Source organism: Colwellia sp. BRX9-1 (assembly GCF_014077195.1).
Taxonomy (GTDB): Bacteria; Pseudomonadota; Gammaproteobacteria; order Enterobacterales; family Alteromonadaceae; genus Colwellia_A.
Window position 1 is genome coordinate 36,690 of the sequence record NZ_JACGVM010000023.1, and the last position, 26,005, is coordinate 62,694.

General features: G+C 38.3%; 25 protein-coding genes and 1 rRNA gene. 13 read left to right on the forward strand and 13 right to left on the reverse strand.

The window, feature by feature from the left end; all coding sequences use genetic code 11:
- The first annotated feature begins 54 nt into the window (after positions 1-54).
- From H4J76_RS17020 to H4J76_RS17030, 3 genes are read left to right on the forward strand one after another with little or no spacing between them, the layout of a single operon-like run.
- Positions 55-747: a histidine phosphatase family protein gene (locus tag H4J76_RS17020; protein WP_182231006.1), complete on the forward strand. Its 693-nt coding sequence runs from the start codon at positions 55-57 to the stop codon at positions 745-747.
- On the forward strand, positions 744-1,709 hold the full coding sequence (locus H4J76_RS17025; protein WP_220466050.1) for a CobD/CbiB family cobalamin biosynthesis protein: 966 nt from the start codon (positions 744-746) through the stop codon (positions 1,707-1,709). The genes H4J76_RS17020 and H4J76_RS17025 overlap by 4 nt, the downstream gene beginning before the upstream one ends.
- A complete protein-coding gene (locus tag H4J76_RS17030) occupies positions 1,709-2,779 on the forward strand; it encodes a threonine-phosphate decarboxylase (RefSeq protein WP_182231007.1) in 1,071 nt (356 codons plus the stop codon). The genes H4J76_RS17025 and H4J76_RS17030 overlap by 1 nt, the downstream gene beginning before the upstream one ends.
- Here H4J76_RS17030 and H4J76_RS17035 read toward each other — a convergent pair.
- On the reverse strand, positions 2,753-3,280 hold the full coding sequence (locus tag H4J76_RS17035) for an NADPH-dependent FMN reductase (RefSeq protein ID WP_182231008.1): 528 nt from the start codon (positions 3,278-3,280) through the stop codon (positions 2,753-2,755). The two genes, H4J76_RS17030 and H4J76_RS17035, sit on opposite strands and share 27 nt — an antisense overlap.
- A gap of 107 nt (positions 3,281-3,387) precedes the next feature.
- Here H4J76_RS17035 and H4J76_RS17040 point away from each other — a divergent pair, with 107 nt between their 5' ends.
- Complete coding sequence (locus H4J76_RS17040; RefSeq protein ID WP_182217868.1) at positions 3,388-4,320, forward strand: LysR family transcriptional regulator; 933 nt, start codon at positions 3,388-3,390, stop codon at positions 4,318-4,320.
- Between the two features lie 6 nt (positions 4,321-4,326).
- Here H4J76_RS17040 and H4J76_RS17045 read toward each other — a convergent pair whose 3' ends face one another.
- From H4J76_RS17045 to H4J76_RS17060, 4 genes are all read right to left on the reverse strand, one after another.
- Positions 4,327-4,977: a lysoplasmalogenase gene (locus tag H4J76_RS17045; RefSeq protein WP_182231009.1), complete on the reverse strand. Its 651-nt coding sequence runs from the start codon at positions 4,975-4,977 to the stop codon at positions 4,327-4,329.
- A 190-nt stretch (positions 4,978-5,167) separates the two neighbouring features.
- Positions 5,168-6,406, reverse strand: a complete 1,239-nt coding sequence (pcaF, locus tag H4J76_RS17050; RefSeq protein WP_182204376.1) for a 3-oxoadipyl-CoA thiolase — start codon at positions 6,404-6,406, stop codon at positions 5,168-5,170.
- 661 nt (positions 6,407-7,067) lie between these two features.
- Positions 7,068-7,280: a hypothetical protein gene (locus tag H4J76_RS17055; RefSeq protein WP_182217865.1), complete on the reverse strand. Its 213-nt coding sequence runs from the start codon at positions 7,278-7,280 to the stop codon at positions 7,068-7,070.
- Positions 7,281-7,366: 86 nt separating this feature from the next.
- Positions 7,367-7,708 carry a ribonuclease E inhibitor RraB gene (locus H4J76_RS17060; protein ID WP_070374451.1) on the reverse strand — a complete coding sequence of 114 codons (342 nt, stop codon included), beginning with the start codon at positions 7,706-7,708 and terminating at the stop codon, positions 7,367-7,369.
- A gap of 124 nt (positions 7,709-7,832) precedes the next feature.
- Between H4J76_RS17060 and H4J76_RS17065 the strand changes: the two genes are divergently transcribed.
- A complete protein-coding gene (locus tag H4J76_RS17065; RefSeq protein ID WP_182231010.1) occupies positions 7,833-8,705 on the forward strand; it encodes an RluA family pseudouridine synthase in 873 nt (290 codons plus the stop codon).
- A 7-nt stretch (positions 8,706-8,712) separates the two neighbouring features.
- Here the strand turns inward: H4J76_RS17065 and dapA are convergent, their stop codons facing one another.
- The 3 genes from dapA to H4J76_RS17080 all read right to left on the reverse strand — a co-directional run bounded on the left by dapA (position 8,713) and on the right by H4J76_RS17080 (position 10,970).
- Positions 8,713-9,621, reverse strand: a complete 909-nt coding sequence (gene dapA, locus H4J76_RS17070; RefSeq protein WP_182231011.1) for a 4-hydroxy-tetrahydrodipicolinate synthase — start codon at positions 9,619-9,621, stop codon at positions 8,713-8,715.
- A gap of 62 nt (positions 9,622-9,683) precedes the next feature.
- Positions 9,684-10,070 carry a hypothetical protein gene (locus H4J76_RS17075; protein WP_070374454.1) on the reverse strand — a complete coding sequence of 129 codons (387 nt, stop codon included), beginning with the start codon at positions 10,068-10,070 and terminating at the stop codon, positions 9,684-9,686.
- Positions 10,071-10,199: 129 nt separating this feature from the next.
- On the reverse strand, positions 10,200-10,970 hold the full coding sequence (locus H4J76_RS17080) for a DUF4097 family beta strand repeat-containing protein (protein ID WP_182217860.1): 771 nt from the start codon (positions 10,968-10,970) through the stop codon (positions 10,200-10,202).
- Positions 10,971-11,152: 182 nt separating this feature from the next.
- On the opposite strand from H4J76_RS17080, the gene H4J76_RS17085 reads away from it, so the two are divergent.
- The 4 genes from H4J76_RS17085 (at position 11,153) to H4J76_RS17100 (ending at position 15,506) form a co-directional block, all read left to right on the forward strand.
- Positions 11,153-12,427, forward strand: coding sequence for a CinA family nicotinamide mononucleotide deamidase-related protein (locus H4J76_RS17085; RefSeq protein WP_182217858.1), 1,275 nt, complete (start codon positions 11,153-11,155; stop codon positions 12,425-12,427).
- A 203-nt stretch (positions 12,428-12,630) separates the two neighbouring features.
- Positions 12,631-12,957, forward strand: a complete 327-nt coding sequence (locus H4J76_RS17090) for a hypothetical protein (RefSeq protein WP_146800730.1) — start codon at positions 12,631-12,633, stop codon at positions 12,955-12,957.
- 37 nt (positions 12,958-12,994) lie between these two features.
- Positions 12,995-14,680 (forward strand): DUF342 domain-containing protein, encoded by a 1,686-nt coding sequence (locus tag H4J76_RS17095; RefSeq protein WP_182231012.1) that lies wholly within the window; start codon positions 12,995-12,997, stop codon positions 14,678-14,680.
- A gap of 52 nt (positions 14,681-14,732) precedes the next feature.
- The gene (locus H4J76_RS17100; protein ID WP_182231013.1) at positions 14,733-15,506 is read left to right on the forward strand and encodes a DUF2884 family protein; all 774 of its coding nucleotides are present in this window, start codon (positions 14,733-14,735) and stop codon (positions 15,504-15,506) included.
- 1,275 nt (positions 15,507-16,781) lie between these two features.
- On the opposite strand, the gene H4J76_RS17105 is transcribed toward H4J76_RS17100, so the two are convergent.
- Positions 16,782-18,431: an electron transfer flavoprotein-ubiquinone oxidoreductase gene (locus tag H4J76_RS17105; protein WP_070374460.1), complete on the reverse strand. Its 1,650-nt coding sequence runs from the start codon at positions 18,429-18,431 to the stop codon at positions 16,782-16,784.
- 306 nt (positions 18,432-18,737) lie between these two features.
- On the opposite strand from H4J76_RS17105, the gene H4J76_RS17110 reads away from it, so the two are divergent.
- From H4J76_RS17110 to H4J76_RS17120, 3 genes are all read left to right on the forward strand, one after another.
- On the forward strand, positions 18,738-19,490 hold the full coding sequence (locus H4J76_RS17110) for an electron transfer flavoprotein subunit beta/FixA family protein (protein WP_070374461.1): 753 nt from the start codon (positions 18,738-18,740) through the stop codon (positions 19,488-19,490).
- Positions 19,487-20,413, forward strand: coding sequence for an electron transfer flavoprotein subunit alpha/FixB family protein (locus tag H4J76_RS17115; protein WP_182218571.1), 927 nt, complete (start codon positions 19,487-19,489; stop codon positions 20,411-20,413). The genes H4J76_RS17110 and H4J76_RS17115 overlap by 4 nt, the downstream gene beginning before the upstream one ends.
- A 111-nt stretch (positions 20,414-20,524) precedes the next feature.
- On the forward strand, positions 20,525-20,932 hold the full coding sequence (locus tag H4J76_RS17120; RefSeq protein ID WP_182222815.1) for a translation initiation factor: 408 nt from the start codon (positions 20,525-20,527) through the stop codon (positions 20,930-20,932).
- 19 nt (positions 20,933-20,951) lie between these two features.
- Here the strand turns inward: H4J76_RS17120 and H4J76_RS17125 are convergent, their stop codons facing one another.
- The gene (locus H4J76_RS17125) at positions 20,952-22,514 is read right to left on the reverse strand and encodes a sigma 54-interacting transcriptional regulator (RefSeq protein ID WP_182222814.1); all 1,563 of its coding nucleotides are present in this window, start codon (positions 22,512-22,514) and stop codon (positions 20,952-20,954) included.
- 296 nt (positions 22,515-22,810) lie between these two features.
- Between H4J76_RS17125 and megL the strand changes: the two genes are divergently transcribed.
- Complete coding sequence (gene megL / locus H4J76_RS17130; RefSeq protein WP_070374463.1) at positions 22,811-24,016, forward strand: methionine gamma-lyase; 1,206 nt, start codon at positions 22,811-22,813, stop codon at positions 24,014-24,016.
- Between the two features lie 42 nt (positions 24,017-24,058).
- Here the strand turns inward: megL and H4J76_RS17135 are convergent, their stop codons facing one another.
- From H4J76_RS17135 to rrf, 3 genes are all read right to left on the reverse strand, one after another.
- Positions 24,059-24,487, reverse strand: a complete 429-nt coding sequence (locus H4J76_RS17135) for an HIT domain-containing protein (protein ID WP_182222813.1) — start codon at positions 24,485-24,487, stop codon at positions 24,059-24,061.
- 10 nt (positions 24,488-24,497) lie between these two features.
- Positions 24,498-25,430: a ribosome biogenesis GTPase YlqF gene (gene ylqF, locus H4J76_RS17140; protein WP_070374465.1), complete on the reverse strand. Its 933-nt coding sequence runs from the start codon at positions 25,428-25,430 to the stop codon at positions 24,498-24,500.
- Between the two features lie 469 nt (positions 25,431-25,899).
- A 5S ribosomal RNA gene (rrf, locus tag H4J76_RS17145) occupies positions 25,900-26,005 on the reverse strand; the annotation flags it as partial.

Here is a 26,005-nt window from a genome sequence, read left to right on the forward strand (position 1 = left end):
GCTATGCTAAAATATTTTGTATTATTATCAATGCATCAGTAAGTATTAGCATAAATGACGGTTATTAATTTTTATCTTACGCGCCACGGCGAAACACAGTGGAATAAAATAGGGAAGTTTCAAGGACAGTTAGATAGCCCTTTAACCGATAAAGGCTATCGACAAGCTGATGGAATTGCTAGGCAACTAGTTGATCACAAGATAGACCTTATTGTAAGCTCAACATTACCAAGAGCAAAAAGTACCGCTGAAATTTGTCAGGTGACAGTAGATTGTCCACTTAACTTTGCGCCGGCCTTAATCGAGCGAGATTTTGGCCTCTGGCAAGGAAAAGTTATTGACGAAGTTAAATTAGAAAAAAACTTCCATGCTATTTTTCATCAAGTAAACGCCTCCGCACCGCCGAGTGGAGAATCGGGTATTGACTGCGCACTTCGCTTTCAACAAGCATTAATTGAGATTGCTAATACTAGTGATGATCAAAAAACGCCACAAGATAAAACGACCACTAAGCCCAACAACATAGCGATTAAGAGTATTCTTGTGGTTAGTCACGGCGATATATTACGCTGTTTTTTATCTTTGTTTGTTGAAAATTTTTCTGATAAACAAGCAATTAACAGTCAACAAAAAGCCTTTGATAATGGCTGCATTTTTCAGCTTGCCTACCAGTGTAAAACTAAAGTATTTACCCTTATAGCGACACACGACATCACTAAACCTTCAGCGGTGATAATGCCGCGATGACAAGTTCTGTGATCATGGTGATGGCATACCTGCTAGATCGTTGGCTCGGCGAAGTAAAACGATTTCATCCTTTAGTAGGCTTTGGTTGGTTAAGTACTGCAATAGAGCATACCTTTAACTTTCAGCATGCGACACCGAAAACAACCTCCATATTGTTGCCTCGATTATTGGGGATTTTATCGTGGCTTATCTTATGTTTACCTTTACCTATTCTTTATTATTACTTTCACCAAAACCAGCTATTTTTTTGGTGCTTAGATGCCTTAGTCCTTTATTTCGCTATCGGTTTAAAAAGTCTACAATTACATGCTTTACAAATATTTAATCCCCTTAATAAAAATGACTTAGCCACCGCACGATATTTTTGTGGTTATTTAGTTAGCCGAAATACAGCAGACCTATCCGAACAAGAAATTTCCCGTGCAACCGTTGAGTCTGTCCTAGAAAATGGTCATGACGCCGCTGTTGCTAGTTTCTTTTGGTTTATTATTGGTGGTATTCCACTGGTGATTTTACATCGACTCGCCAATACATTAGATGCAATGTGGGGCTATAAAAATCAACGTTTTATCAATTTTGGTTGGTGTGCTGCCCGCATGGACGACTTACTCGGTTGGCCAAGTGCAAAAATTACCGCATTACTTTATGCTTGCCAAACAAATTTGTCTTACTCAAAAATGATCAGTGCGCTAAATAATGGTTATCGACAAGGCCAGCATTATAAAAGCCTAAATGGCGGTTGGGTAATGGCGACGGGCGCCAGCGTTCTAAACTTCACGCTGGGTGGAACAGCGACTTATCATGGCAAGGCAGTAACGTCGATACCATTAGGTTGCGGTAATAGCGTTGTTAAAAATGATATTTTTCGTAGTATAAACCTGGTCAATAAAGCGGTTATTATTTTGATTTTTACTTATTTTTGCTATCAATTCCTGCATTACTTTTATAGTGTAAATTTGTGATGGACAATAAAGCTAATGAAAGTTCGCCCCTGTTAGTACACGGTGGTCAGCTCAATGAAGTTGCCCAACACTATCAAATTCCTTTCGAAAAATGGCTAGACTTGTCAACAGGTATTAGCCCAATTAATTACCCGATCCCCACTATTCCTACAAATATCTGGCAACAGTTACCACAGCCAAACCAAGCAATGCTATCTGCGGCTAAAAATTATTATGGTACACAGAATCTTAGCGTAACGAGCGGTAGCCAAGCGGTTATTGCTCGTTTACCTGCACTCTATCTTAATCATATCAATCAGCCAGCAAACGGGATAGAGGTATGGTTACCGGAAGTGGGCTATAAAGAGCATGAACGAGCATGGCATGATGCTGGTTTTACCATAAAAAATTATCAGCAGTTACCCACTTGCGAAGCGCTATCTCGCTACGCGATTGTTGTGGTGATTAACCCTAATAATCCAACCGGTGAATTACAGCAACAGCAAACATTAACCACACTGTTAACGACGCTTGAATCATTGTCAGGTTGGTTAATTGTTGATGAAGCTTTTATGGATGTCATAACACCGAGTCAATCGCTGATCCACTTAACGGCTAATAAACATCTTTTTGTGTTACGTTCAATTGGTAAATTTTTTGGCTTAGCGGGGATCAGAATCGGCTTTGTAAGTGCACACCCTTCTTGGATAAATAAACTACAGCAGTTATCTTCACCTTGGGAAGTTAATGGCCCGGCTCAATTTATTACTGCGCAAGCCTTAAAGAATAAAGTCTGGCAAGTATCACAACAACAGCAGTTAATCGCCTTATCAATAAAGTTAGAAGCGTTATTAGCGAAAACTTTTTTACCTAACCAAAATAAAAGCGATGACCTGAGCAGAACCATCACTGGGTGTGGTTTATTTAAAACCCTCTTTCATCCCCAAGCTACAGAACTTTATCAAAAATTCTGTAGCCAAGGACTTTACGTGCGCTTGTGCGACGAAAAAAATGCTTTGCGTTTTGGCATACCTGATCAAGAACAATACCAGATATTAGCAAAATTATTGGCTGAGCATAGCCATAGCTGAAGCGAGCTTTTCAGCTAACTCACCCTTTTTTAACTGTCCTTTGTCGGCATCAAAATTGTCATAAAAACTAGGAATAGATAAATGGGCTTTTACCTCGCCATCAAAAAATGGTGCCGATCCTACAGCGGCGGCAAGAACAGTTGCAGCTCCACCAGGTCCTGGTGACGTCGCTAATAAAACCATAGGTTTATGCTGATAGACTTTTTGTAGCGTGCGAGAGCTCCAGTCAAATAAGTTTTTATAGGCGGCCGTATAATAACCATTATGCTCGGCAAAACCTATGACCAAAGCATCTGCAGTGGCTATTTTATCAAGAAAGTCTTGTGCTAACTGCGGTTTACCGAGTTCAGCTTCTCTATCAGCGCTATATAAAGGCATTTCATAATCATTAATATCGAGTACTTCAACTTGTGCATTTTCAACGAGACTAGCGGCATAGCTCACTAACTGTTTATTAATAGATTGACGACTACTACTGGCAGCAAAAGCGATAATTTTCATATAAACTCCAAAGGTAAGAAAAGGTAACAATAGGTATTTCAGTGAAGATAGTGTAATTTGTTTCCTATATAAGATTAATAACTTACTTACAGATACATTATTTCCATATGAAAGCTAATACACTATTTTCTTCTTCACAAAGTCAAAGTAACTTACTTGATGGTATAGCTGTTTTTGTCCAAGTTGTGCAAAGCAAAAGTTTTGTCAATGCCGCTGAAAAAATGCAGCACTCTACGTCTTATATCAGCAAGGAGGTTAGTAAGCTAGAAACCCGTTTAGGCGTCCGCTTGCTACACCGCACGACCCGAACTTTAAGTTTAACATCGGAAGGCGAAGTCTATTATCAACAATGCCAACAGATCATTGAAGATGCTTTACACGTTGAAAATAGCCTTTCTGGACGCCAGCAAATACCGCAAGGTCGATTAAAGTTAAGCTGTCCTATTGGTATAGGTGTTTCTCGTATTCGGCCGATCCTCGCTGAATTTATGGCTAAGTATCCGAAAGTAACCTTAGATATCGACTTAAACGATCATAAAGTTGATTTGATTGCTGATGGCTTTGATATTGTGATAAGAGCCGCTATGCAACTTGAAGACTCAAGCTTAATTAGCCGACGTTTTATGAACTCAACTAGCTTAACACTCGCTTCTCCTGAGTATTTAACACAATATGGTCGACCTAAACATCCCGATGAATTGGTCGATCATCACATGATCAGTTACCGTAACTTAAAAACGCCCGAAACTTGGCAGTACAGCTCCCAGAATGGCCAAGTAACGCAAACACATGTAACCAGTCGAGTATCATGTAATAACTCAGAAATGATGATTTCGTTATGCTTAGCAGGACAAGGTATTATTCGTATGCCATTATTTAATTTACGTGAAGAAGTGGCAACAGGGAAATTAGTCCCCTTGTTTGAAGACTTTATGCCAATAAACATTGGTGTTTACTTGGTTTATCCCAGCAGAAAAAATATGCCCGCTAAAGTGAAATGCTTTATCGACTTTATTGTCGATAAGTTAGGCGATAGTTAACCACAACTACGCTAAATTATTATCCTGAGTAAACATGCCGTTAACTAATGCCAGTTGAGCGAAGTAATAGCTAATCATGATCCAAACACTGGCATAAGGTATTTGATGATAAAACTGATTAAGCCCGATTAATGAATCAGAAAGAATAAAACTGAGCCCACCGATAATTAGCCAAATATTAGCTTTTTGTGAAAGTAAGGTGGTGATCCCCATTAATAGCAGTATGGTCATATAAACCAATACAGGGATAAATAACTCGCCTAAGCCAGCATATATGACCAAAAACACGCCAACGCCATAGATACAATAGAGCCCAATAAGTGGTAAACGTTTACTGATAATAGGCTTGGCTACTAAGGGCTTTAAGCTAAAGATGTAAAAAAGATGAGCTACTAAGAAAGCCGCTAAACCGAGTACAAACCAATTTACTCGGTCATAATCTAAAAAGAAATCGCCAAAAATAGAGAAAACCAAACCGCTCATAAATAACTTATGAGCGCGTTCTTTAGTACCTCTACTGTTTTGCCATGAAAAATGCAATAACACTAAAATCGGCAAAATTTTTACTAACCAGCTCAGCGGATAAGGCTTAAAAAAAATACTCACCATAAAGCCACAGGCAGTAAGTAAAAATAAAAGTAAATGGGATCGGGTCATTGCTGTCATCTTCTTTGTATAAACCTTTGGTATAAACCTTCGCTAAAAATCACTATCTACTTAAAAATAGAAAATAAGTTATCATTTAGCTCGAGATAATATCGCTAAACTAGTGATCGCTATTTGTTAGCACAGACAAAAAAGGGAGTATACCCTACGCCCTTTTTCAGCTATTCGGCTTTTAAATGGCTTAAACTCTTTCAATAATTAAGGCTATGCCCTGGCCGACACCAATACACATGGTACACAGTGCATAACGCTTATTGGTACGTTGTAGTTGTCGAGCCGCAGACGTTATTAAACGCGCACCACTCATGCCCAAAGGATGCCCTAAAGCTATGGCGCCACCTTGTGGGTTGATACGCGGATCGTCATCTTGTAAACCTAATTCTCGAATACAAGCTAAAGCTTGTACTGCAAAAGCTTCGTTCAGTTCAATAAGGTCGATATCTTCAAGCGATAAGTTTAAACGTTTTAATAGTTTTTGTGTTGCCGGTACTGGGCCAATCCCCATAATACGTGGCGGTACACCAGTGACAGCCATACCTAGCACTTTAGCTATCGGGGTTAAGTTGTTTTTTTGTACCGATTGACTTGACGCCAATAATATTGCGGCAGCGCCATCATTAATCCCTGAGGCATTACCCGCGGTAATACTGCCTTTGGCATGAACAAAAGGTTTGAGTGCTAACATTTTTTCTAAGCTTGTTAGGCGAAGATGCTCATCTTGAGAGAAAATAATCGGCTCTTCTTTACCTTTTATAACACTGACAGGCATTATTTCTTCGGCAAAAAATCCAGCTTGTTGGGCACTCGCCGCTTTTTGCTGGCTAGCAAAAGCAAACTTGTCTTGGTCTGCTCGGCTAATGTTAAACTCTTCGGCAAGGTTTTCTGCTGTTTGTGGCATACTTTCAGTACCATAAGCGCTATCGAGTGCTTTGTTAACAAAGCGCCAGCCCATAGTCGTATCAAACATTTCTTGAGTACGCGAAAAATTACTTTCCGCTTTGCCGATCACAAAAGGCGCGCGAGTCATACTTTCAACACCACCGGCAATAATCATTTCAGCTTCACCTGACTTAATCGCTTGCATAGCAATGCCGACAGCATTCAACCCTGAGCCGCATAAACGGTTTAGCGTTGTTGCGGGAACTTGGTAAGGTAAGCCGGCTAATAACGTTGCCATACGAGCAATATTACGGTTGTCTTCCCCTGCTTGGTTAGCACAACCTAAAATAACATCGTCTACTTGGCTAAAATCTAGAGTTGGATTTCGTGCCATTAATGCTTTTAAGGGTAAGGCGGCTAGGTCATCAGCCCTTATAGTCGCTAGCGAGCCGCCATAACGGCCAATGGGTGTTCTAATTGCATCACAAATAAAGACTTCATTTTGTCCGCTGTTTTCAGTTTTTGTTGAAAAGGCACTCATGTATATATTCTCTTTTGAGTTTATCGGTGCTGCGATCTAACTGACCTCAGCATAATCATAAGCGCCATGATAAGCACTTTTTACTTTAACTATTTTTTCTTTACCGGTAAAAGCATAAGAAATCGTTGACAACGCCAAGTCTATTCACCCTCTTTTTCTGAGAATCCCGATTTATTAATAAAATCACCGAAGAGATTGATCATATCCAGTTAACCTTGATGACTCACAAAATCCTTGTGACAGGCGTGTTACTCCAGCTCATTCAGTTGAAAACTACAAAAACGTCTTTGCTATCTGACAAGACTATTATCTGACAATACAACCATCAACTTACTGCGAAAAAGCTTGGCTTATTGCTCAGCAACCTTCAATTTATATTGCTGAAGACAAATCATGCCCTTTATCAATCGAGCACCTTGTGATGCACTCGATAAATTAAAAGTGGTTATGGTCGATGAATCAATAAGGTTTTAGCCACCTGTGAATATCAAACTATTGAATACGCTTGGTAATAAGTCTTTACTGGCATTGGTGCTTCAATACTCCCTGATTGGCAAGCAATCTTAGAAACTGAAGCGACCGTATAAATACCGGTAGAAAATAATAAATTAATAAAAGAAAATTGTCGCTCTGCTCCAGTGAGTTAAATTTACTTTATCGCTTAAATAAAGTCTAAACAGATATCGGTACAGCCTTTGCCACAATAAACACCCGGAGTACTTTTATCTTCAGGGACAATTAAACGCAGTATACTGCCGCAAGTTTCACATTTCATTTCACGGCCCGCCATCACTTTTTTAATCAATGCTTTTTGATCGTTAAATGACTTTGCACTGCTTTTTTTTAATAGGTTAAACTGTGTTATATCAAGCATAAAGCTGCCTTATTAATGCTAAATAGCCTTCAGCATCTGGGTAATAGTCAATGGACCTGCACTTTTATTAATATAAGAGCGCTAAATTAAACAGCGGCGCAATAAAACCCGTCATATTGACCACCTAACGGCTCAGCGCTTGAAATCAATAAATTTTGGTAGGAACTAATATTTTCATAACTGGCGCCAACAAAAGGATAAGCGGTAATTTCCCAAGGAAAATCATCATTGCCTTCATAAGGACAAAAAGAGAGTTTTTGATTGTTTTCTAAAAGTAACTGACCAAATTTCAAAGCGGCTTCTTCGTTAGGAAATATCACTGAAAACTCAATTTCACGGGCTTGGTTTAAATCATCACCATCAATCATCATTTGCCATAAGGCATCACCAACATTGTCTTGTGGAAATAGGGCTAAATCACGGTTCATTATTTTTCATCTTATCTTTGTAGGCATTAATTCGCTATTTTATCTGATGAAAAACATAATACCAATTCAGTTAGCGATTATTTTTGGTAAACTAGCGATATAACTTACCAACGAATCACTCACCTTGAATATAGCCTTGCATAAATTTGAGCTTCATATCGATGTTAATACAGAAAATAGCAGCATTATTGGCGAACTTAACCAAGCATGCTCATTAACTAATGCTCAATTAAAACAGGCTATTCAACGAGGTGCGTTATGGTTAACCCGTGGTAAAAGCACACAGCGTTTGCGACGCATCAAAAAGCCATTACAAGTAACCGATACCCTACACTTTTATTATGACGAACAAGTATTAAGCCAACAGCCTAATGAAGCGTTATTAATTAATGACGATGTTGATTATAGCGTATGGTATAAACCTTACGGTATGTTATCTCAAGGTTCAAAGTGGAGTGATCACTGCACGATTGCCCGTTGGGCTCAAACACATTTATCCCCTGAGCGCCCCGCATTTATTGTTCACCGTTTAGATAGAGCAGCCACCGGATTAATTCTAATTGCCCATAGTAAAAAAGCAGCGCGCGCATTAAGTGCGATGTTTGAAAAACATGACTTAGAGAAAATTTATCATATTATTATTCACGGCGATCATCGTTTACGACCACAACCTGACACATTAACCTGTGATGTCGATGGTAAAAGCGCCAGCAGCCATTTTAGCCATCTTGCTTATAATGAAAAAAATAACACCTCGTTGGTGCAAGTTATTATTGATACGGGGAGAAAACACCAAATAAGAAGTCATGCTGCAAGTATTAATATGCCGGTGGTTGGCGATAGATTACACGGGGAAGTTGGCGACGCCAGCATTGAAGAAAGTATTAACTTACAGCTGTGCGCCGTGGCACTTAATTTTATTTGCCCGCTAACCGCAGAGCAGAGGTCGTTTAAAGTGCCTGAACATTTAATGCCCTCATTAAATGCTCTTGGCTAAGTGTTGTTTATGAACAGTAATTAAAATCACTATCATTAAGCAGAGCTAATTTATCACCAACAATTTCAGCCGCATCAAGTTTAGCTAACAGATCAAAACCGATTTGACGTTTCTCTAGTGTCAACGCTAAATAAGGTAATCTAAAGTTAGCTTGAACGGCACCTGTCATCATTAACGTGGTATTTATGGCAATAGGGTTAGGCTCACAAAACAACCATTTCATCAGGCTTTGTAAACGTTCATTTAGTTCGTCATCTTCACTGTCCATTAATGTTCTCATTAGGCCCGGTACTAGATTCGAGGTTACAGAAATAACACCGTGAGAGCCAAATTGGTGGCGACCAACATAACATTCATCATCATTACCTGACCAACAAGCAATACCTTGTTTTTCATAATAAGCAATACGGTCATTGCCGCCACATTCTTTCACACCAATAAAGTTTTTATGCTTTGACAAAGGTTCGATCAAATCAGGCGTAAGGTCTTGGCCCGTTCTTCCTGGTACGTTATAGATAAACGCAGGACCAATATCTAAGACTTTGTTAAAATGCGCTGCAACACCCGCCATTGAGGTTCGCCCGTAATAAGGATTAATTTGCAATGCTGCATCCATACCCATGGCAAACCCATTTTGTGTGGCTTTAATTGCCTCTCGGGTATTATTACTACCGGTATTACCAACAATAATAAGTTTGTCACTATATTGATGAACGGTATGAGCGATTAACATTAAATGCTCTTCCCAACTTAATAAGTGTCCTTCACCTGTAGTACCACCGACAACAATACCGTCAACACCCGCCGCTATTTGCTTTGCAACCAGCTTGTCATAAGTAACAAGGTCAATTTCACCCTGTGCGTTGTAAGGGGTTTTTATCGCAGTAATTAAACTTGCTGCCTTTATATTTTTCATTTTTTCTCAACTACATATTAGGTAAAAGGGTAATTTTTCTTATTTTTGAAGAATAACTGAATTTAACAATGACCGATTTTATCAACAACTCGGCGCAGGATAAACACTTCATTACTAACAATGTGCTGATATTTGAAAATTTGACTGTCTAAGGCTAAAACTTTATAAGCCTGATAGTTATTTTCATCATTTAAATCGGCTCGATAATGCTCACCGTCAACAACTTCTTCTTGTGTGATAGTAAAGTGAATATCTCCCACTAATCCCCAATCGCCTAACTCAATAATTTGGCTAACAATTTCGCCCTGAGACGTTTGTTCAACAAAAGAAAATTCAAAACTACCATCAAGGCAAAGCTCAGCATACTCAACAAGTTGGTGACCGACGTCGTTCATTTCCATACGATACCAACGGCCGGCTAATAATGCTCGGTTATATTGTTCACTCACTTAAAACACGCCTTAATAACTCTGTCAGATATAAATACTATTGTGCATTATTTTCACCGACAACCAAATAAAAAAAACCACAACATTGATTGTTGTGGTTAAATAAAGCGCTTGACGTTTTATTAAAAATTAGTTTTTTAATACCTTAATGCTGCCATTGACACTTTCTAAATTAATCGTAATATCGCCGCTGCCGACTGTCCCAGATAAGTGACGACCACTAAACATTTTTTTCTCACTTGAAAGCCCAAATGCCGTGTCGATACTACCGTGCATGGTTTCGGCATTAATCGTGGCATTGAGCTCACCAGGCATATAAAGTTTAATACTGCCGTTGACCGTTGTTAGCTCCACGCTGTCGATGTTGTTACCAACTTGCTGGTAGGTCGCATTAATACTGCCATTAACTGAATTTAATTCAAGGTTTGCAGCTAAGCCTTGCACACTAATAGTACCATTGACTGTATTCGCTTTTATGTCACCTCGTACTTTATCAATCACCAATGAACCGTTTACTAATTCAATATCGGTTAATGCCGCGCCAAACGGAACCATTACAATATAATCAACTTTGCCAGAGCTATTATTATGCCCCCAAGATGATTGTTTTTGGTATATAGTTTCAACACTAACGCCACTAGAACTTTCAGAAAAATCAAGGTTTATACGGTCTCTATCAGTTTGATTTTCCGCGGTCACTGTTGCTGTTATTCTAATTTCATCGTTACTCCAACCTTGAATATCAACACCACCATTTATATTAGCTAAACGTAAACTTGTTTGTTCATTAACAACAAATGATTTTTCAATGGTATCTTTAACCTCTGCATATACGGTGCTAATACTAGCAAGTGATAAAATTGTGGCTAAAGTAAGTTGTTTCTTAAATGACTGTTTCATGAAATTTCCTTGAGTTTTATTAACTATTTTAATGACTATAATGGTTAAGTACACAATGGCATTGAAAAGGTTTAAATTTTATTTTACTTTTTTAAATGACCTTTCCTGCTCTTAATAACTAACAACAATTCAACTTTTACAGTAACCTAACGGTAATTTTTACCTATTAACAGGATTTATAAATGACCATCGCTAACGTGCACTTACTTCTTACTGGCAATGAATTGATGACGGGAGATATTGTCGACAGTAATTCAGCAATGATCGCTCAACAATGTAAAGCCATTGGCATAAAAATTAGTCGAAAAGTGACCTTAGCTGACGATCTTGATTTACTTGCAAAGGAAATAGAACACTTAACAAAAGATGCCGATGTATTAATTATTAATGGCGGGCTTGGTCCAACAACAGATGATTTAACCGCGCAAGCATTAGCGATGGCGTCACAACGCTTTTTAAAGCAACATCCTATAGCATTGGCCCACCTAAAAACCTGGTGTGAACAACGTAATGCTCATTTAGGTAAGGCTAATTTAAAGCAAGCCCTGCTGCCGGAAAATTGTAATATTATTGCCAACCGAGTAGGCAGCGCAGTAGGTTTTTCCTTAACACTGAATGATTGCCAAATTTTTTGTACGCCGGGGGTCCCTAGTGAACTTAACATAATGCTTGATGAAGTAATCATTCCTGAATTGGCCTCACAATCTAACTTCACTGCGGAAATGGATATTACTCGCTTACAATTATTTGGTATTGGCGAGTCAACCCTTCAGTCAATGTTGGTAAAAAACTTTCCCGATTGGCCTAAAGAAGTTGAAGTCGGTTTTCGTGCATCTTCGCCATTAATAGAATTAAAGTTAACCGTTGAAAAAAATGAGCATTTATCAATAAAAATCGATCTTATTCAAAAAATTAAAACCTTATTAAATGATCACATCATTGAAGAGATTAAAGATAAACCTTATTCTTTAGCCGAACTAGTATTGCAGTTATGCCAACAAAAAAATCTTAAAATAACAACAGCAGAGTCTTGTACCGGCGGTTTAATCGCCAGCGAAATAACCAAAGTTTCAGGGTCATCATCTTCGTTTGAGGCTGGCTTTGTAACTTACTCAAATAATATGAAAAGCAAACTATTGCATGTTAATGAAAATATACTTGAACAACATGGCGCGGTTAGTGAACAGACAGTAATAGCGATGGCAGAAGGTGCATTAGCCATAGCAGGAGCTGATTTAGTTATTGCCGTTTCAGGTATAGCTGGCCCAACGGGTGGCAGTAAAGAAAAACCCGTTGGCTCAGTTTGGATAGCTTGGGGTAATAAAGATAAAATACACACCAAATATTTTTGTATAAAGGCAAATAGGGAAAACTTTCAACGTACGGTAGCAGCAAGATCTCTTGATTTAATAAGACGGTTATTAATTGAGAGTAGTCAAACACCACTTTATTTTTAATATATAGCCTTAATATGTTGTATGCATGTTAACGTTAGGTATTAACTATAATAATATTGAAAGAAATGTCATTTTTATTGCGCCATAAATCAAATCTTTATATATTTATAGGCAGAATAAACTAGAATAGAGTTATAAAGCTGCATATTCGTTATTTGGGTAACTAATATTGCTAGACGTTTGAGTAGAAATAGGAGCATATTTTGATAGAAAAAAACTTCATCACGAGTGGTCGTAATACCATTATCCATAAGATGAGAAAATTTGATTTATTGATTATAAATGGCGGTCACCCTGTAGTGATTGTAAGTAACCGTGGTATAGGTATTTACAAAGGTGAAGTTCCAAATAAGAAAGCTGACGCTAAGAAAGCCTATCAAGATGTTGTTGATGTTAGTGCAACAGACGTTTTTGGAGAGAATAAAACATTAATTTTTATACAAGCATTAGATAACAAAGAATATAAAATTGATTATTCAAAAGTAAATACTGGCTCTTTCATTAAAATTCACCAGGAAAACTACATTTAATCGATATTTTAAGTGGTAATATTGGAGTAAATCTAGCGTGACTCAAGCAAGCTTAGTAACAAATAAAAAAAATAATATTGACCTTGTTTTGCAACCGGTTAAAGATGATACACAGGTAACAGAAGCCAGCGTCCATGAACTAATAGAAAATTCTGAATTTAAAGATTTATATGTTGATAATGGTAATATAAAAAATGCCATCGCCGAACTTAATAGTGTCCTAAAACCCCTTCAAACGAATAAATCTGGCCGAGAAATTAGTTATCAAGTGCTTGAGCGCAGAGACGCGACTATTTCAATTACCATTGATAAAGATGAAATGTCTGCAACAGCTGAGATTTCAACAGCGCTTGGTGGTAAACATTTAACCGCTAAGGCCATTCTCAACTCTGCTCAAGAAGCTGGTGTTAGCAAAGGTTTTACCAAAGAGCAATTATTAAAACTTGCTCATCAAGCCGCGAAAGAACCTGCTGGCTCTATAATTACCGGCGAAATTGCCCACGGTAAAATTGCCATTAATGGTAAAAATTCAAAAATAAAATGGTTAGTGCAAAGCGCCCAAGATAGAATTTTACGTCCTAAAGATCGCGAAGATGGAAGTGTCGATATGCGCGATTTAGGTGACATAATTTGTGTGAAAGTTGGCGATCCGCTCGCGAAAAAAATTATGCTTACCGAAGGTGTTAAAGGTTTTACTGTGACTGGCTCTGCCCTAGATCCTTTACCAGGAGATGACATCACGCTAACCGCTGGCGAAGGTACAACAATAAGCCCTAAGAATGATAAAGTCTTAATCTCGACACTGGTCGGCTTACCAAGAATTATTGATAACGGCATGGAAGTTGATCCGGTTTATCGCATAAAAAATGTTGATATCAGTACTGGGCATATCAAATTTGAAGGCAGTGTTATTATTGATGGTGATATTTGTGAGGGTATGAAAGTAACGGCAACCGGCGATATCACAATTGGTGGTTTTGTTGAGTCAGCAACCTTAGAAGCTGGTGGTGACATTACTATTGGTAGTGGCATTATTGGTAAAAAACAAGACGTTGAAGGTCAATCTCTCGATAATATTAAAATGAGTGCTCATATATCTGCTAAAGGTGATATTTTCGCAAAATATGCTCAATATGCTGAAATATCTTGTCACTCCTTACGTATTGAAAACCAAATGATGCACAGCATTATTGATGTTGAAGAGACACTTTGGTTAGGCACTGAAGAAAAAGCTAATGGTAAGCTTATCGCTGGTTACATAAAAGCGGGAAAATCTGTTCATGCCGGTATTGTAGGCGCAACAGCAGGAAGCAGCACCATTATAAGCTTTTCCAAAAAAGTGGATCTAATGAAAGAACAGTTAGAAGACATTGAATTTAAATTAAAAGTTGATTCTGATAAATCAACAGAATTACAATTAGCCGTTAATAAACTCAAAAAGTTGCCTACCGATAAAGTAAACCCTGAGATGCTCAGTAAACTGGTTTCTACTTATAAGTTTCATGCTCATCGCGTAGGTGAGATCCTTAACGAAAAAGAAGCTTTTGAAGAGCAAATACAAACCTATATGGCAAGTGTCTATATAGAAGCAACAGAGAAACTTTATCACGGTGTACAAATGATTGTTGGCGACTTCCAAGATAGATCTCGCCGTGAATATGGACCAACTAAAGTGAATTATAAAGAAAGAAAAATTCATTTTAATCCTATCGTTAATACATAGAGTATTACTGAACATTTTCCATCAATATCATTTTAGTTACATTAGGAAAACGATGAAATTTAATACTCTTGCTTTAATTGCAACGAGCTTAATTGCTGGTACAGCTTCAGCACAGCAATGCGATATAAACTTTAATCATGGTGTGGTAATCAACCCTTCTCATGTACGTATTTTGAAAGAAAGCCAAACCTACGTTCAAATTAATAATGATCAACAATTATTTATTCGTGGGCGTGAGATAGCCCTCAATGAAGAACAAAGACAATTACTCACGCAATACAGCCAAGGCATTCGTAAACAAATCCCTGAAATAGTGGCGATAGCGATTGAAGGTGTTGATATTGATTTAAAAGCAGTAAACAAAGTTATTGCGGGTTTAACGGGTGAAAATAGCGCCTCACATCAAAAAATTCAAGAGCGCTTCGATGAGATGCAATACCGTTTAAGAGAACGTTTTAACCATAGCGATACTAATTATTATATTGCTTCGCAAGATTTTGCTGATTTTGATGAAATTTTTGCTGGCGCCTTTGAACAAGAAATTGAAAGTATCGTAACCGAATCAATTGGCACTATTTTAATGGCCGTTGGTGAAGCAATGACCACCAACGAAGCAAGCAGTAGTGAACAGCGCGTAGAAACCTTTGACCAACGTATCAAAGGTATGGAAAAGGATTTGCAGCTTGACATTGAACCCCGCGCACAAGAAGTTAAATTAAAAGCTGCGCAGTTTTGTAAAAGCTTAAAGAAGTTAGATCAACTAGAGTCGAAGTTACAGCAAAGTATCACTGCACTGAGTGAATTTGATTTGATACAGACAAAGTAATTCCGTTGCTCCCAAAGAGCAACGTCATAGTGAACAAAGTGCCAACCTGAACACAACACCGTCATCCTGAACATAACGCCGTCATCCTGAGACAGGCGCCGTCATCCTGAACTTGTTTCAGGATCTGTACTTGTAACAACAAAAACCAGATACTGAAATAAATTCAGCATGACGACTAAAGGACTAAAAGATCACGACTCCTTAATACCATGACTATCATCATCAAAATAAGCCGTCATCCCAAAACAAGCACAAGCACCGTCATCCTGAACTTGTTTCAGGATCTGTACTTACAACCACAAAAACCAGATGCTGAAATAAATTCAGCATGACGACAAAAGGACTAAACGATCATCGACTCCCTGATGTCATCACTGTCATTCTGAACACAACGCCATCATCCTAAAAGAAGCACAATCACCTGAACACAAGCACCGTCATCCTGAGACAGGCGCCGTCATCCTGAACTTGTTTCAGGATCTGTACTTACAACAACAAAAACCAGATACTGAAATGAATTCAGCATGACGACTAAAGGACTAAACGCTCACGACTCCCTGATGCCATCACTGTTATCAAAACGCTGTCATCCTGAACACAAGCACCGTCATCCTGAGACAGGCGCCGTCATCCTGAGACAGGCGCCGTCATCCTGAAACAGGCACCGTCATCCTGAACTTGTTTCAGGATCTGTACTTACAACCACAAAAACCAGATACTGAAATAAATTCAGCATGACGACAAAAGGACTTAACGATCATCGACTCCCTGATACCATCACTGTCATTCTGAACACAACGCCATCATCCTAAAACAAGCACAATCACCTGAACACAAGCACAATCACCTGAACACAAGCACCGTCATCCTGAACTTGTTTCAGGATCTGTACTTGCAACCACAAAAACCAGATACTGAAATAAATTCAGCATGACGACTAAAGGACTAAACGCTCACCGGCTCTCTGATACCATCACTGTCATTCTGAGACAGGCACCGTCATCCTAAAACAAGCACAATCACCTCAACACAACGCCATCGTCCTAAAACAAGCACAATCACCTGAACACAACACCGTCATCCTGAACTTGTTTCAGGATCTGTACTTACAACCACAAAAACCAGATACTGAAATGAATTCAGCATGACGACTAAAGGACTTAACGCTCACCGACTCTCTGAAACCATCACTATCATCAACACAACGACTTAATCCTAAACATAAAAAAACCTGCATCAGCAGGTTTTTATAATTAAAATCGCACAAATAGTAACTTACATATTTGGATAATTCGGACCACCGGTGCCTTCTGGTGTTACCCAAGTTATATTTTGGCTTGGGTCTTTAATATCACAGGTTTTACAGTGAATACAGTTTTGTGCATTGATCACTAATTTATCACCCTGCTCTGTCGATTCAATTTCGTATACGCCAGCCGGACAATAACGCTGAGCAGGCTCTGCATATTTAGCTAAATTAACCGTAATTGGAACATCAACGTCTGTCAGTCTTAAGTGACAAGGTTGTTCTTCTTCATGGTTAGTATTTGACAAAAATACTGAGGTTAATTTATCAAAACTCAGTTTATTATCTGGTTTTGGATAATTGATAACCGCCGACTCCGAGGCTAATTTAAGCTGGTCATGGTCAAGCGTGTCGTCCTTGAGGTTAAACGGTAATTTACCGTTAAATAGGTTTTGATCTATGGTGTTATAAGCACCACCCAAGGTCATACCAAATTTATGCATCGCCGGACCAAAATTGCGAGAGCTATAAAGTTCGTCATATAACCAAGAGTCTTTAAACCTTTCAGTATAATCAGCAAGGTCTTTACCGCCTTCATCACCGGAAACAATCACTTGAAAAATACTTTCAGCGGCTAACATACCCGATTTCATTGCGGTGTGATTACCTTTGATTTTAGCAAAGTTTATCGTTCCAGCATCACAACCAACGATAATACCACCTGGCATTGTCATTTTAGGTAATGAGTTAAAACCACCCTTTGCCATTGCTCGTGCTCCATAAGAAACACGTTTACCGCCTTCAAGGTACTGACTAATTTTTGGATGATGTTTATAACGTTGAAATTCATCAAATGGACTTAAATGCGGGTTGCTATAATTTAAATCTACAATAAGACCTACAAATACTTGATTATTTTCTGCATGGTATAAATAGCCACCACCCGTTGCGCCTTGATCTAATGGCCAACCGGCCGTATGTACCACGAGACCTTCTTGGTGCTTAGCGGGATCAATGTCCCAAATTTCTTTAAAACCTAGACCATAATGCTGTGGAGAGACACCTTCATCTAAATTAAATTTACTGATCAGTTCTTTACCTAAGTGACCACGGCAACCTTCAGCAAAAACAGTATACTTAGCGCGAAGTTCCATTCCAGGAACAAACGAATCTTTTTCTTTACCATTAACATCTAGACCCATGTCACCGGTAATAATACCCGCAACACTACCATCATCGTTATAGAGTACTTCATGTGCAGGGAAACCAGGAAAAATTTCAACCCCTAGTTCTTCCGCTTGCTCTGCTAACCAACGACATACGTTGCCCATGCTAACAATATAGTTTCCATCGTTATGCATAGTTTTTGGTACAGAGATGTTAGGTAATTTTATCGCGTTGCTTTCGCTGTTAAGTAAATAAAGATCATCGCCGGTAACTTTTGTATTCAGTGGCGCGCCTTTTTCTTGCCAATCTGGGAATAATTCATTTAGCGCTCTTGGCTCAAAAACAGCCCCCGATAAAATATGTGCTCCAACTTCTGAGCCTTTTTCAACAACGCAGACTAAGAGTTCTTGATCTTTTTCTTTTGCTAACTGCATCAAACGACAAGCTGTTGCTAAGCCAGACGGACCAGCACCAACAATAACAACGTCAAAATCCATCGATTCGCGTTCCATAAATTTCCCCAAAAAATATTCATTTAAATAAAATCAAACACTCGTTTGATTTTCAAACACCTGTTTGATAATATCACTCATTATAGATATTTTGTTGATAAATACTATCTTCTATTGAAAGATATTGCGACAAAAGCTATTTAAGCTCAATTTATCGAGACAAGCACCGTATTACGTTGACGTTCACGTAGTCTAGTATTAGTCTGTCGAGCAATAATGAGAAATACTTGCTAATGTTAGTTTAATTAATCAAACCTTAGCTTTACACTATAAATACAAACACAACAAACGCAATCAGAGGCTACGATGAAAGTATTAGTACCTATTAAACGTGTAATTGACTATAACGTCAAAGTTCGCGTAAAAGCAGACAATTCAAATGTTGATCTTGCTAATGTAAAAATGGCAATTAACCCTTTTTGTGAAATCGCTGTAGAAGAAGCGGTTCGTTTAAAAGAAGCTGGCGTTGCCACTGAAGTTATTGTGGTATCCGTTGGTGACAAATCTTGCCAAGAACAATTAAGAACGGCTTTAGCATTAGGCGCAGACCGCGCTATTCAAATCGAAACTGATGAGAAGTTAGACGCTCTTAATATCGCCAAACTTTTACAAAAGATTGTTGAAGAAGAACAGCCACAATTGGTTATTCTAGGTAAGCAATCTATCGACAGTGATAATAATCAAACAGGTCAAATGCTCGCTGCCTTAACAGGTATGCCGCAAGGTACTTTCGCATCAGTGGTAAAAGTTGAAGGCGATAAAGTTAATGTAACACGTGAAGTTGATAGCGGCTTACAAACTGTATCACTTAACCTACCTGCAATTGTTACTACCGATTTGCGTTTAAATGAACCTCGTTATGCTTCATTACCTAATATCATGAAAGCAAAGCGTAAACCATTAGTGGTTAAACCCGCTGCAGATTTTGGCATTGATTTAAGCCCACGTTCAAAATTAATAAAAGTTGTACCACCTGCAACACGTAAAGCCGGTATTATTGTTGATGGTGTAGATACATTAATTGAAAAACTGAAAAATGAAGCGAAGGTGATTTCATGAGTATTTTAGTATTTGCTGAACATGATAACAGCACATTAAAAGCTGACACGCTTAAAACAGTTGCTGCAGCTCAAGCAATTGGTGGTGACATTCATATATTAGTTGCTGGTAGTAATTGTCAGAGTGTTGCACAAGAAGCCGCTAAAGTTAACGGTGTAAGTAAAGTACTTGTTGCTGATAATCCAGCTTATGAACATCAGTTAGCTGAAAACATTAGCTTATTGGTAACAGAACTTGCTGCTGATTACGAACACGTCTTAGCAACAGCTTTAACGACAGGTAAGAACTTTATGCCTCGCGTTGCCGCTTTATTAGATGTTGCACAAATATCAGATATTATTGCTGTAGAAAGTAGTGATACTTTTGTTCGTCCTATTTATGCAGGTAATGCTATTGCCACAGTGCAAAGCTTAGACAGTAAAAAAATAATTACGGTTCGTCCTACGGGGTTTGACCCAGTTGCCACTGATGGTAGTGCTGAGATTGTAACAGTAGACTCAGTAACAGACGCTGGAATTTCAACGCATGTAAATGATGAACTTTCTGTATCAGAACGTCCTGACTTAGGCGCAGCAAGTATCGTTATTTCAGGTGGTCGTGGCATGCAAAACGGCGATAACTTCAAGTTACTTGAAGGTATTGCAGATAAGCTTGGCGCTGCTATTGGTGCTTCACGTGCCGCTGTAGATGCTGGCTTTGTACCTAATGACATGCAAGTCGGTCAAACAGGTAAAATTGTTGCTCCTGACCTATACATAGCTGTAGGTATAAGTGGTGCAATACAGCATTTAGCTGGTATGAAAGATTCTAAAATCATTGTTGCGATCAACAAGGATGCCGAAGCGCCTATTTTCCAAGTAGCTGATTACGGTATTGTTGGTGATTTATTTGAAGTATTACCAGAGCTTGAAGGTAAACTGTAAACTATAACGTTTTCAGACTTATTTTCTAGGTATAATAAAGCCACTTTAATAGTGGCTTTATTTTTATCTTTTATTTAACCACTCAGTCAATTAACACTCGGGTACCACATCATGAAAAATAAACTTTCTAGTCTTAGCGATCTTGCTGGTGCATTTGGTAGAGAGAGTGCTACAGCTGAGCATTCGGCCAATCAGCAACCAGCCGATAGTTCATTAGTATATTCAACAGATAGTGGCCGTATCAAACAAGACAATAACACCCAAACAATAACAGCCAGTGATGGCTTTGCTAAAGTTAGGCGTGAAACTAAAGGCAGAAAAGGTAAAGGTGTCATCACCATTAGCGGATTAGGCTTAGATGCAAAAGCGCTAAAAGAGCTTGCTACAAAATTGAAGAAAACCTGTGGCACCGGTGGCAGTGTTGTCGGTGAAGTCATCGAAGTGCAAGGCGATAAAAGAGAGCAAATAAAACAGGTCCTTGAGAGCAATGGCTTTAAGGTAAAGTTTGTTGGCGGCTAGTCAGCAAACATCTAACAGGCTAACTTATATCGTACTTTCGTAATTTCATTGCTATTTTATTGTGTGAAACCTTTAACCGCTCTGCTAGTTTTCTCGTTGTTGGGTAAAGCGGATACAAGGTTTTAAGCAAATCGCCTTCAAATTTTTCTTGAGCACTATTCCAGTCGGACCATTGAGGCTGATCAGCAAAATTTTCACCATCGCTAGCAGAACCAGCAATATTATGACTTATCGGTAAATCGACTGCTGAAAATTGTGATAACGCACCATCAATATCAGACTTTTCAATAACACCACTATCATTAAGGGCTACCGCTCTAAATAAAATATTTTGTAACTGGCGAATATTACCTGGCCATTGGCATATCTTAAGGGCAGCAAGTGCTTGCTCTGTTAAAGTAGGTACTTTTCGTGCAACTTGAAGCGCCGCCATTTTAATAAAGTGTGCCGCTAATAAAATAATATCATCGGGTCGTTCACGCAGTGGAGGTATCGACAAATTCAATACATTTAGGCGATAGAATAGGTCTTCTCTAAATAATTGTCGTTCAATCTGTTGCGGTAAGTGTTGGTGACTGGCACTGATTATACGCACATTCGCCGTTAACTCTTTCGTGCCACCTAGACGACGATATTTATAATCCTGTAAGAATCGTAATAACTTAGCTTGTAAATATACTGACATTTCTGCAATTTCATCTAAAAAGATAGTCCCTGTTTCTGCCAGTTCAAATAGCCCAGGTTTCCCCCCTTTTTGAGCCCCGGTAAAAGCACCTGGCGCATAGCCAAACAGTTCACTTTCCAATAAGTTTTCGGGTAATGCTGCACAATTCAGCGCTAAAAAAGGCGCGTCGGCACGTCGACTGGCATTATGCAAAGCACGAGCTAATAACTCTTTACCTGTACCTGTTTCACCACTGATAAGTACCGGTAATTCTAATTCTGAAAACCTGAGTGTTTGAGACTTTAAGAGTCGAATAGCTGAGTTCTCACCAATAATATTATCAAATTCAGCTTGCTCTCGACTCTGTATTAATGCGATATGCTGACCAACGCGGTTCATTGAACGTAAGGTGAGAATAACGCCTGATGAACTATGTTCTGAAAATATTGGCGTGATATCAGCTAAATAAGATTGTTCGAGGAATGAGAGTGAAAAATTACTCAGTGAAGAATTAAGCATGTCTTGAAAGGACTGATCTATATATTGATCGATATGCTGTCCCTCAATTTTTATAACTAAATCTTTTAATAACGACTGAGCGGCCGTATTAATAATAACAATAATACCATTTTGGTCGATATCCAGTATAGGGTCTGGAATAGTGTCTAATAAGGTTTTTAAATGAGCCTCACGTCTTTGTGTCGGTAATAAGTCGACAGATAAACAATGAACTATGTCATCGCGGTGCGACAGAGAATTTTGCACGTCAGACAATATTAATTCATTGGACATAAAGTGGACATAAATAAAGTGACTAACCACTTCAAGTGAACGTATATTCCAACGATTATCAGCAAAAATAGCCAAGATTTCTTGGCTTATACCAATACGATCTTTTACTTTAATTTCAATTCTCATCAGTTTATCTCAATGTTTCAAAGTCATATTGTAATAGATTAATTACAATGTATTAATTATATTACAGAATAACTGATAAGCGAACGATTTGTAATAATTTAATTACAAATCAATAGGCCTACACACCAACAATCACATAACACATTGATATAATTACCTTATATATTGCTGGCTCTTTTTTTGCAAACATAAAAACAAACGGATCAATATAAAAGAAATTAGCGGCGCAACCTATAAAAAATAACAAAGTGCGCCGCTAATTTTCTTCATCGAAATGCTTATTAAAGAGAAGATTTATGAAAAATAGTAAATATGTTGAAACACAAGCAATCCATTCAGGGCGTATTAACGATGAGCAATTTGGCTCTTTAGCAACTCCGCTCTACCAAACGTCTACTTTCATTTTTGAAAACGCTAAACAAGGCGCCGACCGTTTTGCGGGTGAAGCTGAAGGATATATCTATGGGCGATTAGGTAACCCTACAGTAAGACAATTAGAAATGCGTGTTGCTGCCATGGAAGAAATGGAAGATGCAGCTGCCACAGCAACAGGCATGGCAGCTGTTTCTGGCGCCTTATTAGCTAATTTGCAATGTGGTGATCATATTATTTCATCTAGTGCCTTGTATGGCTGTTCATATGCATTGATCAGTCATATGCTAACCAAATTCGGCATTGAAGTTTCATTTGTTGATATGAAAGTGCCTGAAAATATTGAAAAAGCGATAAAACCAAATACTAAAGTTATATTCCTAGAAACACCAATAAACCCAAATTTAGTAGTTTTAGATTTAGCACGTATTTTAGCGATATCAAAAAAACACAGTATTCTATCAATCGTTGACAATACTTTCTTAACCCCTGTTTTACAGCAACCTGGAAAATTTGGTGCGGATATCGTTGTTCACAGTGCAACTAAGTATCTAAATGGTCATGGTGATGTGGTAGCAGGTATTATCTGTAGTAATGCTGAAATGATAGAACACATCAAATTAACTGCACTTAAAGATATTGGCGCAACAATGAGCCCTCATGATGCATGGTTAATTATGAGAGGATTAAAAACCTTACCATTGCGTATGGAACGCCACTGTTCAAATGCACAAACAATCGCTGAGTTTTTAGAAAGTCACCCAATGATAGCTAAAGTTTATTACCCTGGCCTTAAGTCGCATGACGGTTATAAATTTATTGGTACGCAAATGAAAGCGGCTGGTGGAGTTATCGCTTTTGAATTAAATGCAGACTTAAAAGGTGGCGAAGAGTTTATAAATCGGATGAGTTTATTTTCAATCGCAGTAAGCCTAGGAGATGCAGAGTCTCTTATTCAGCACCCTGCTTCGATGACTCATTCACCTTATACACCAGAAGAGAGAGTAGCGGCAGGTATCAGTGATAGTTTAATTCGAATATCTGTTGGTTTAGAACACGTAAATGATTTACTTGACGATCTGAAGCAATCGTTAGATCAAATAGAAAACCGCCAAGAGCAAGTTGCCTAACTTAGCGGTTTATAACGAGTAAGTATAATTACCCGTAAAGTATTAATCCTGCGTTATAATTTTAGTTAGCGCAGGCAGTACTTTTTCTTTTAACAAGGTTAATTCACTGTCTGTATAAGCCTTCATTGCAAACTCACCCCAAACAGGCTTCGGCCAAGCAATATCATCCGCAAAGCGAACAATGTGATGGACATGAAGTTGTGGACAAATATTACCTAATGCCGCTACATTCATTTTTGTGCCATTAAATAACTGCATTAAGATTTCACTTAACAAACTTGATTCATTGAGAAACTGCTGTTGTTGCTGCCAATCAAGTTGATAAATATCTTGAATATCATCGACCCTAGGTACTAAAACAAACCACGGATAATTACTATCATTCATTAGTAATAGTGTTGACAGTGGTAACTCAAGTAACTCAATGGTGTCACGTTGTAATAGCGCATGAAGTTGAAATGTATTAGACATATAGACTCTCTTAACGTTTATTTTTACGACCGCGACCGCGGGCAGTTTTCTTAGCTTCTCTAGCCGCTACTTTTTTAGCCTCAAGTTCGATAAAATGTAGTGTTTCAATTTCTATCATATCAGGTGTTTCAAAAGTAATGCCACCCAGAGTATTATCACGTATCTCATTGATTAATATTGCTGCGGCTTTATGATAATCAATACGACCACCTGATTTAACACAGCCGCGTCTACGACCTATTTCTTCAAGTAACTCTACTTCGGTTTGTGGCGTATCGTCAAATTGATAACGTTCTTTTAATCGTTGCGGGTAATGCGCTAATAAATATTCACCAGCAAACGAGGCAATATCTTCATGGTCGAAGGCGGTATCTTTAACTGCGCTGGTAATCGCTAATCGATAGCCACTGTTTTCATTAACAATTTTTGGCCACAACATACCTGGAGTATCATACAAGTAAAGACCTTCGTCTAAACGAATTCGCTGCTGACCTTTAGTCACAGCAGGCTCATTACCCACTTTAGCTTTTGCTTTTCCAACAAGAGTATTTAATAAAGTAGATTTACCTACGTTAGGGATACCCATAATAACAACGTTGATCTGTTTACCCGTTTCATTTTTACTGGGTACTAATTTACGAATAAGACTAGGGAGTGTCTTCGCTACAGAAGGGTTATCTGTGGTTAGAGCAATTGCTTTGACATTTTTTTGAGACTCTAAATATTCTAGCCAAATTTTTGTTTTAGCAGGATCGGCAAGATCTGACTTATTGAGAATTTTAATAAGGGGGATATCACCTCTGATCTCAGTGATCATCGGATTTTCACTGCTAAACGGCAATCTAGCGTCACACACTTCTATGACCACATCTATTTGTGGAAGAATTTCTTTTATTTCTTTTTGGGCTTTATGCATATGCCCAGGGAACCAATTAATAGCCATAACAACACTAAGTAATTTATTAATGTGTAGATTTTAGCAAGTTACGCATTGATACACACGTTACATTGAAAATAAATATGATATTACAAGCATCGCCAGTTATAAGATAAGCTTTTGAGCTGAAAGATATGAAATTTAACATGCGTTAGTAGCAAGTTTACAAAGACTTAAATACAAAAAACGTTTCGTTTATAACAAGTATGCTTATTAAAAGCCAAACTACCTTTTTATCAGTGCATGCTAGTTAGCGAATTTTGTCTTTTTTGAACGCCAGAAAGCAAAAAACCCGACTCTTTCGAATCGGGTTTCTGTAAATAGAAGCTTAGCAATGTCCTAGGCTCACATGGGCATGTCGGACATAAGTCACACTACCGTTGGCACTACTACTTAATTAGTTATAAATGGTATATTTTCAAACGTCAGAAAGCAAAAAACCCGACTCTTTCGAATCGGGTTTCTCTAAATAGAAGCCTAGCAATGTCCTACTCTCACATGGGAACTCCCACACTACCATCGGCGCTACTGCGTTTCACTTCTGAGTTCGGAATGGGATCAGGTGGTGCCACAGTGCTATT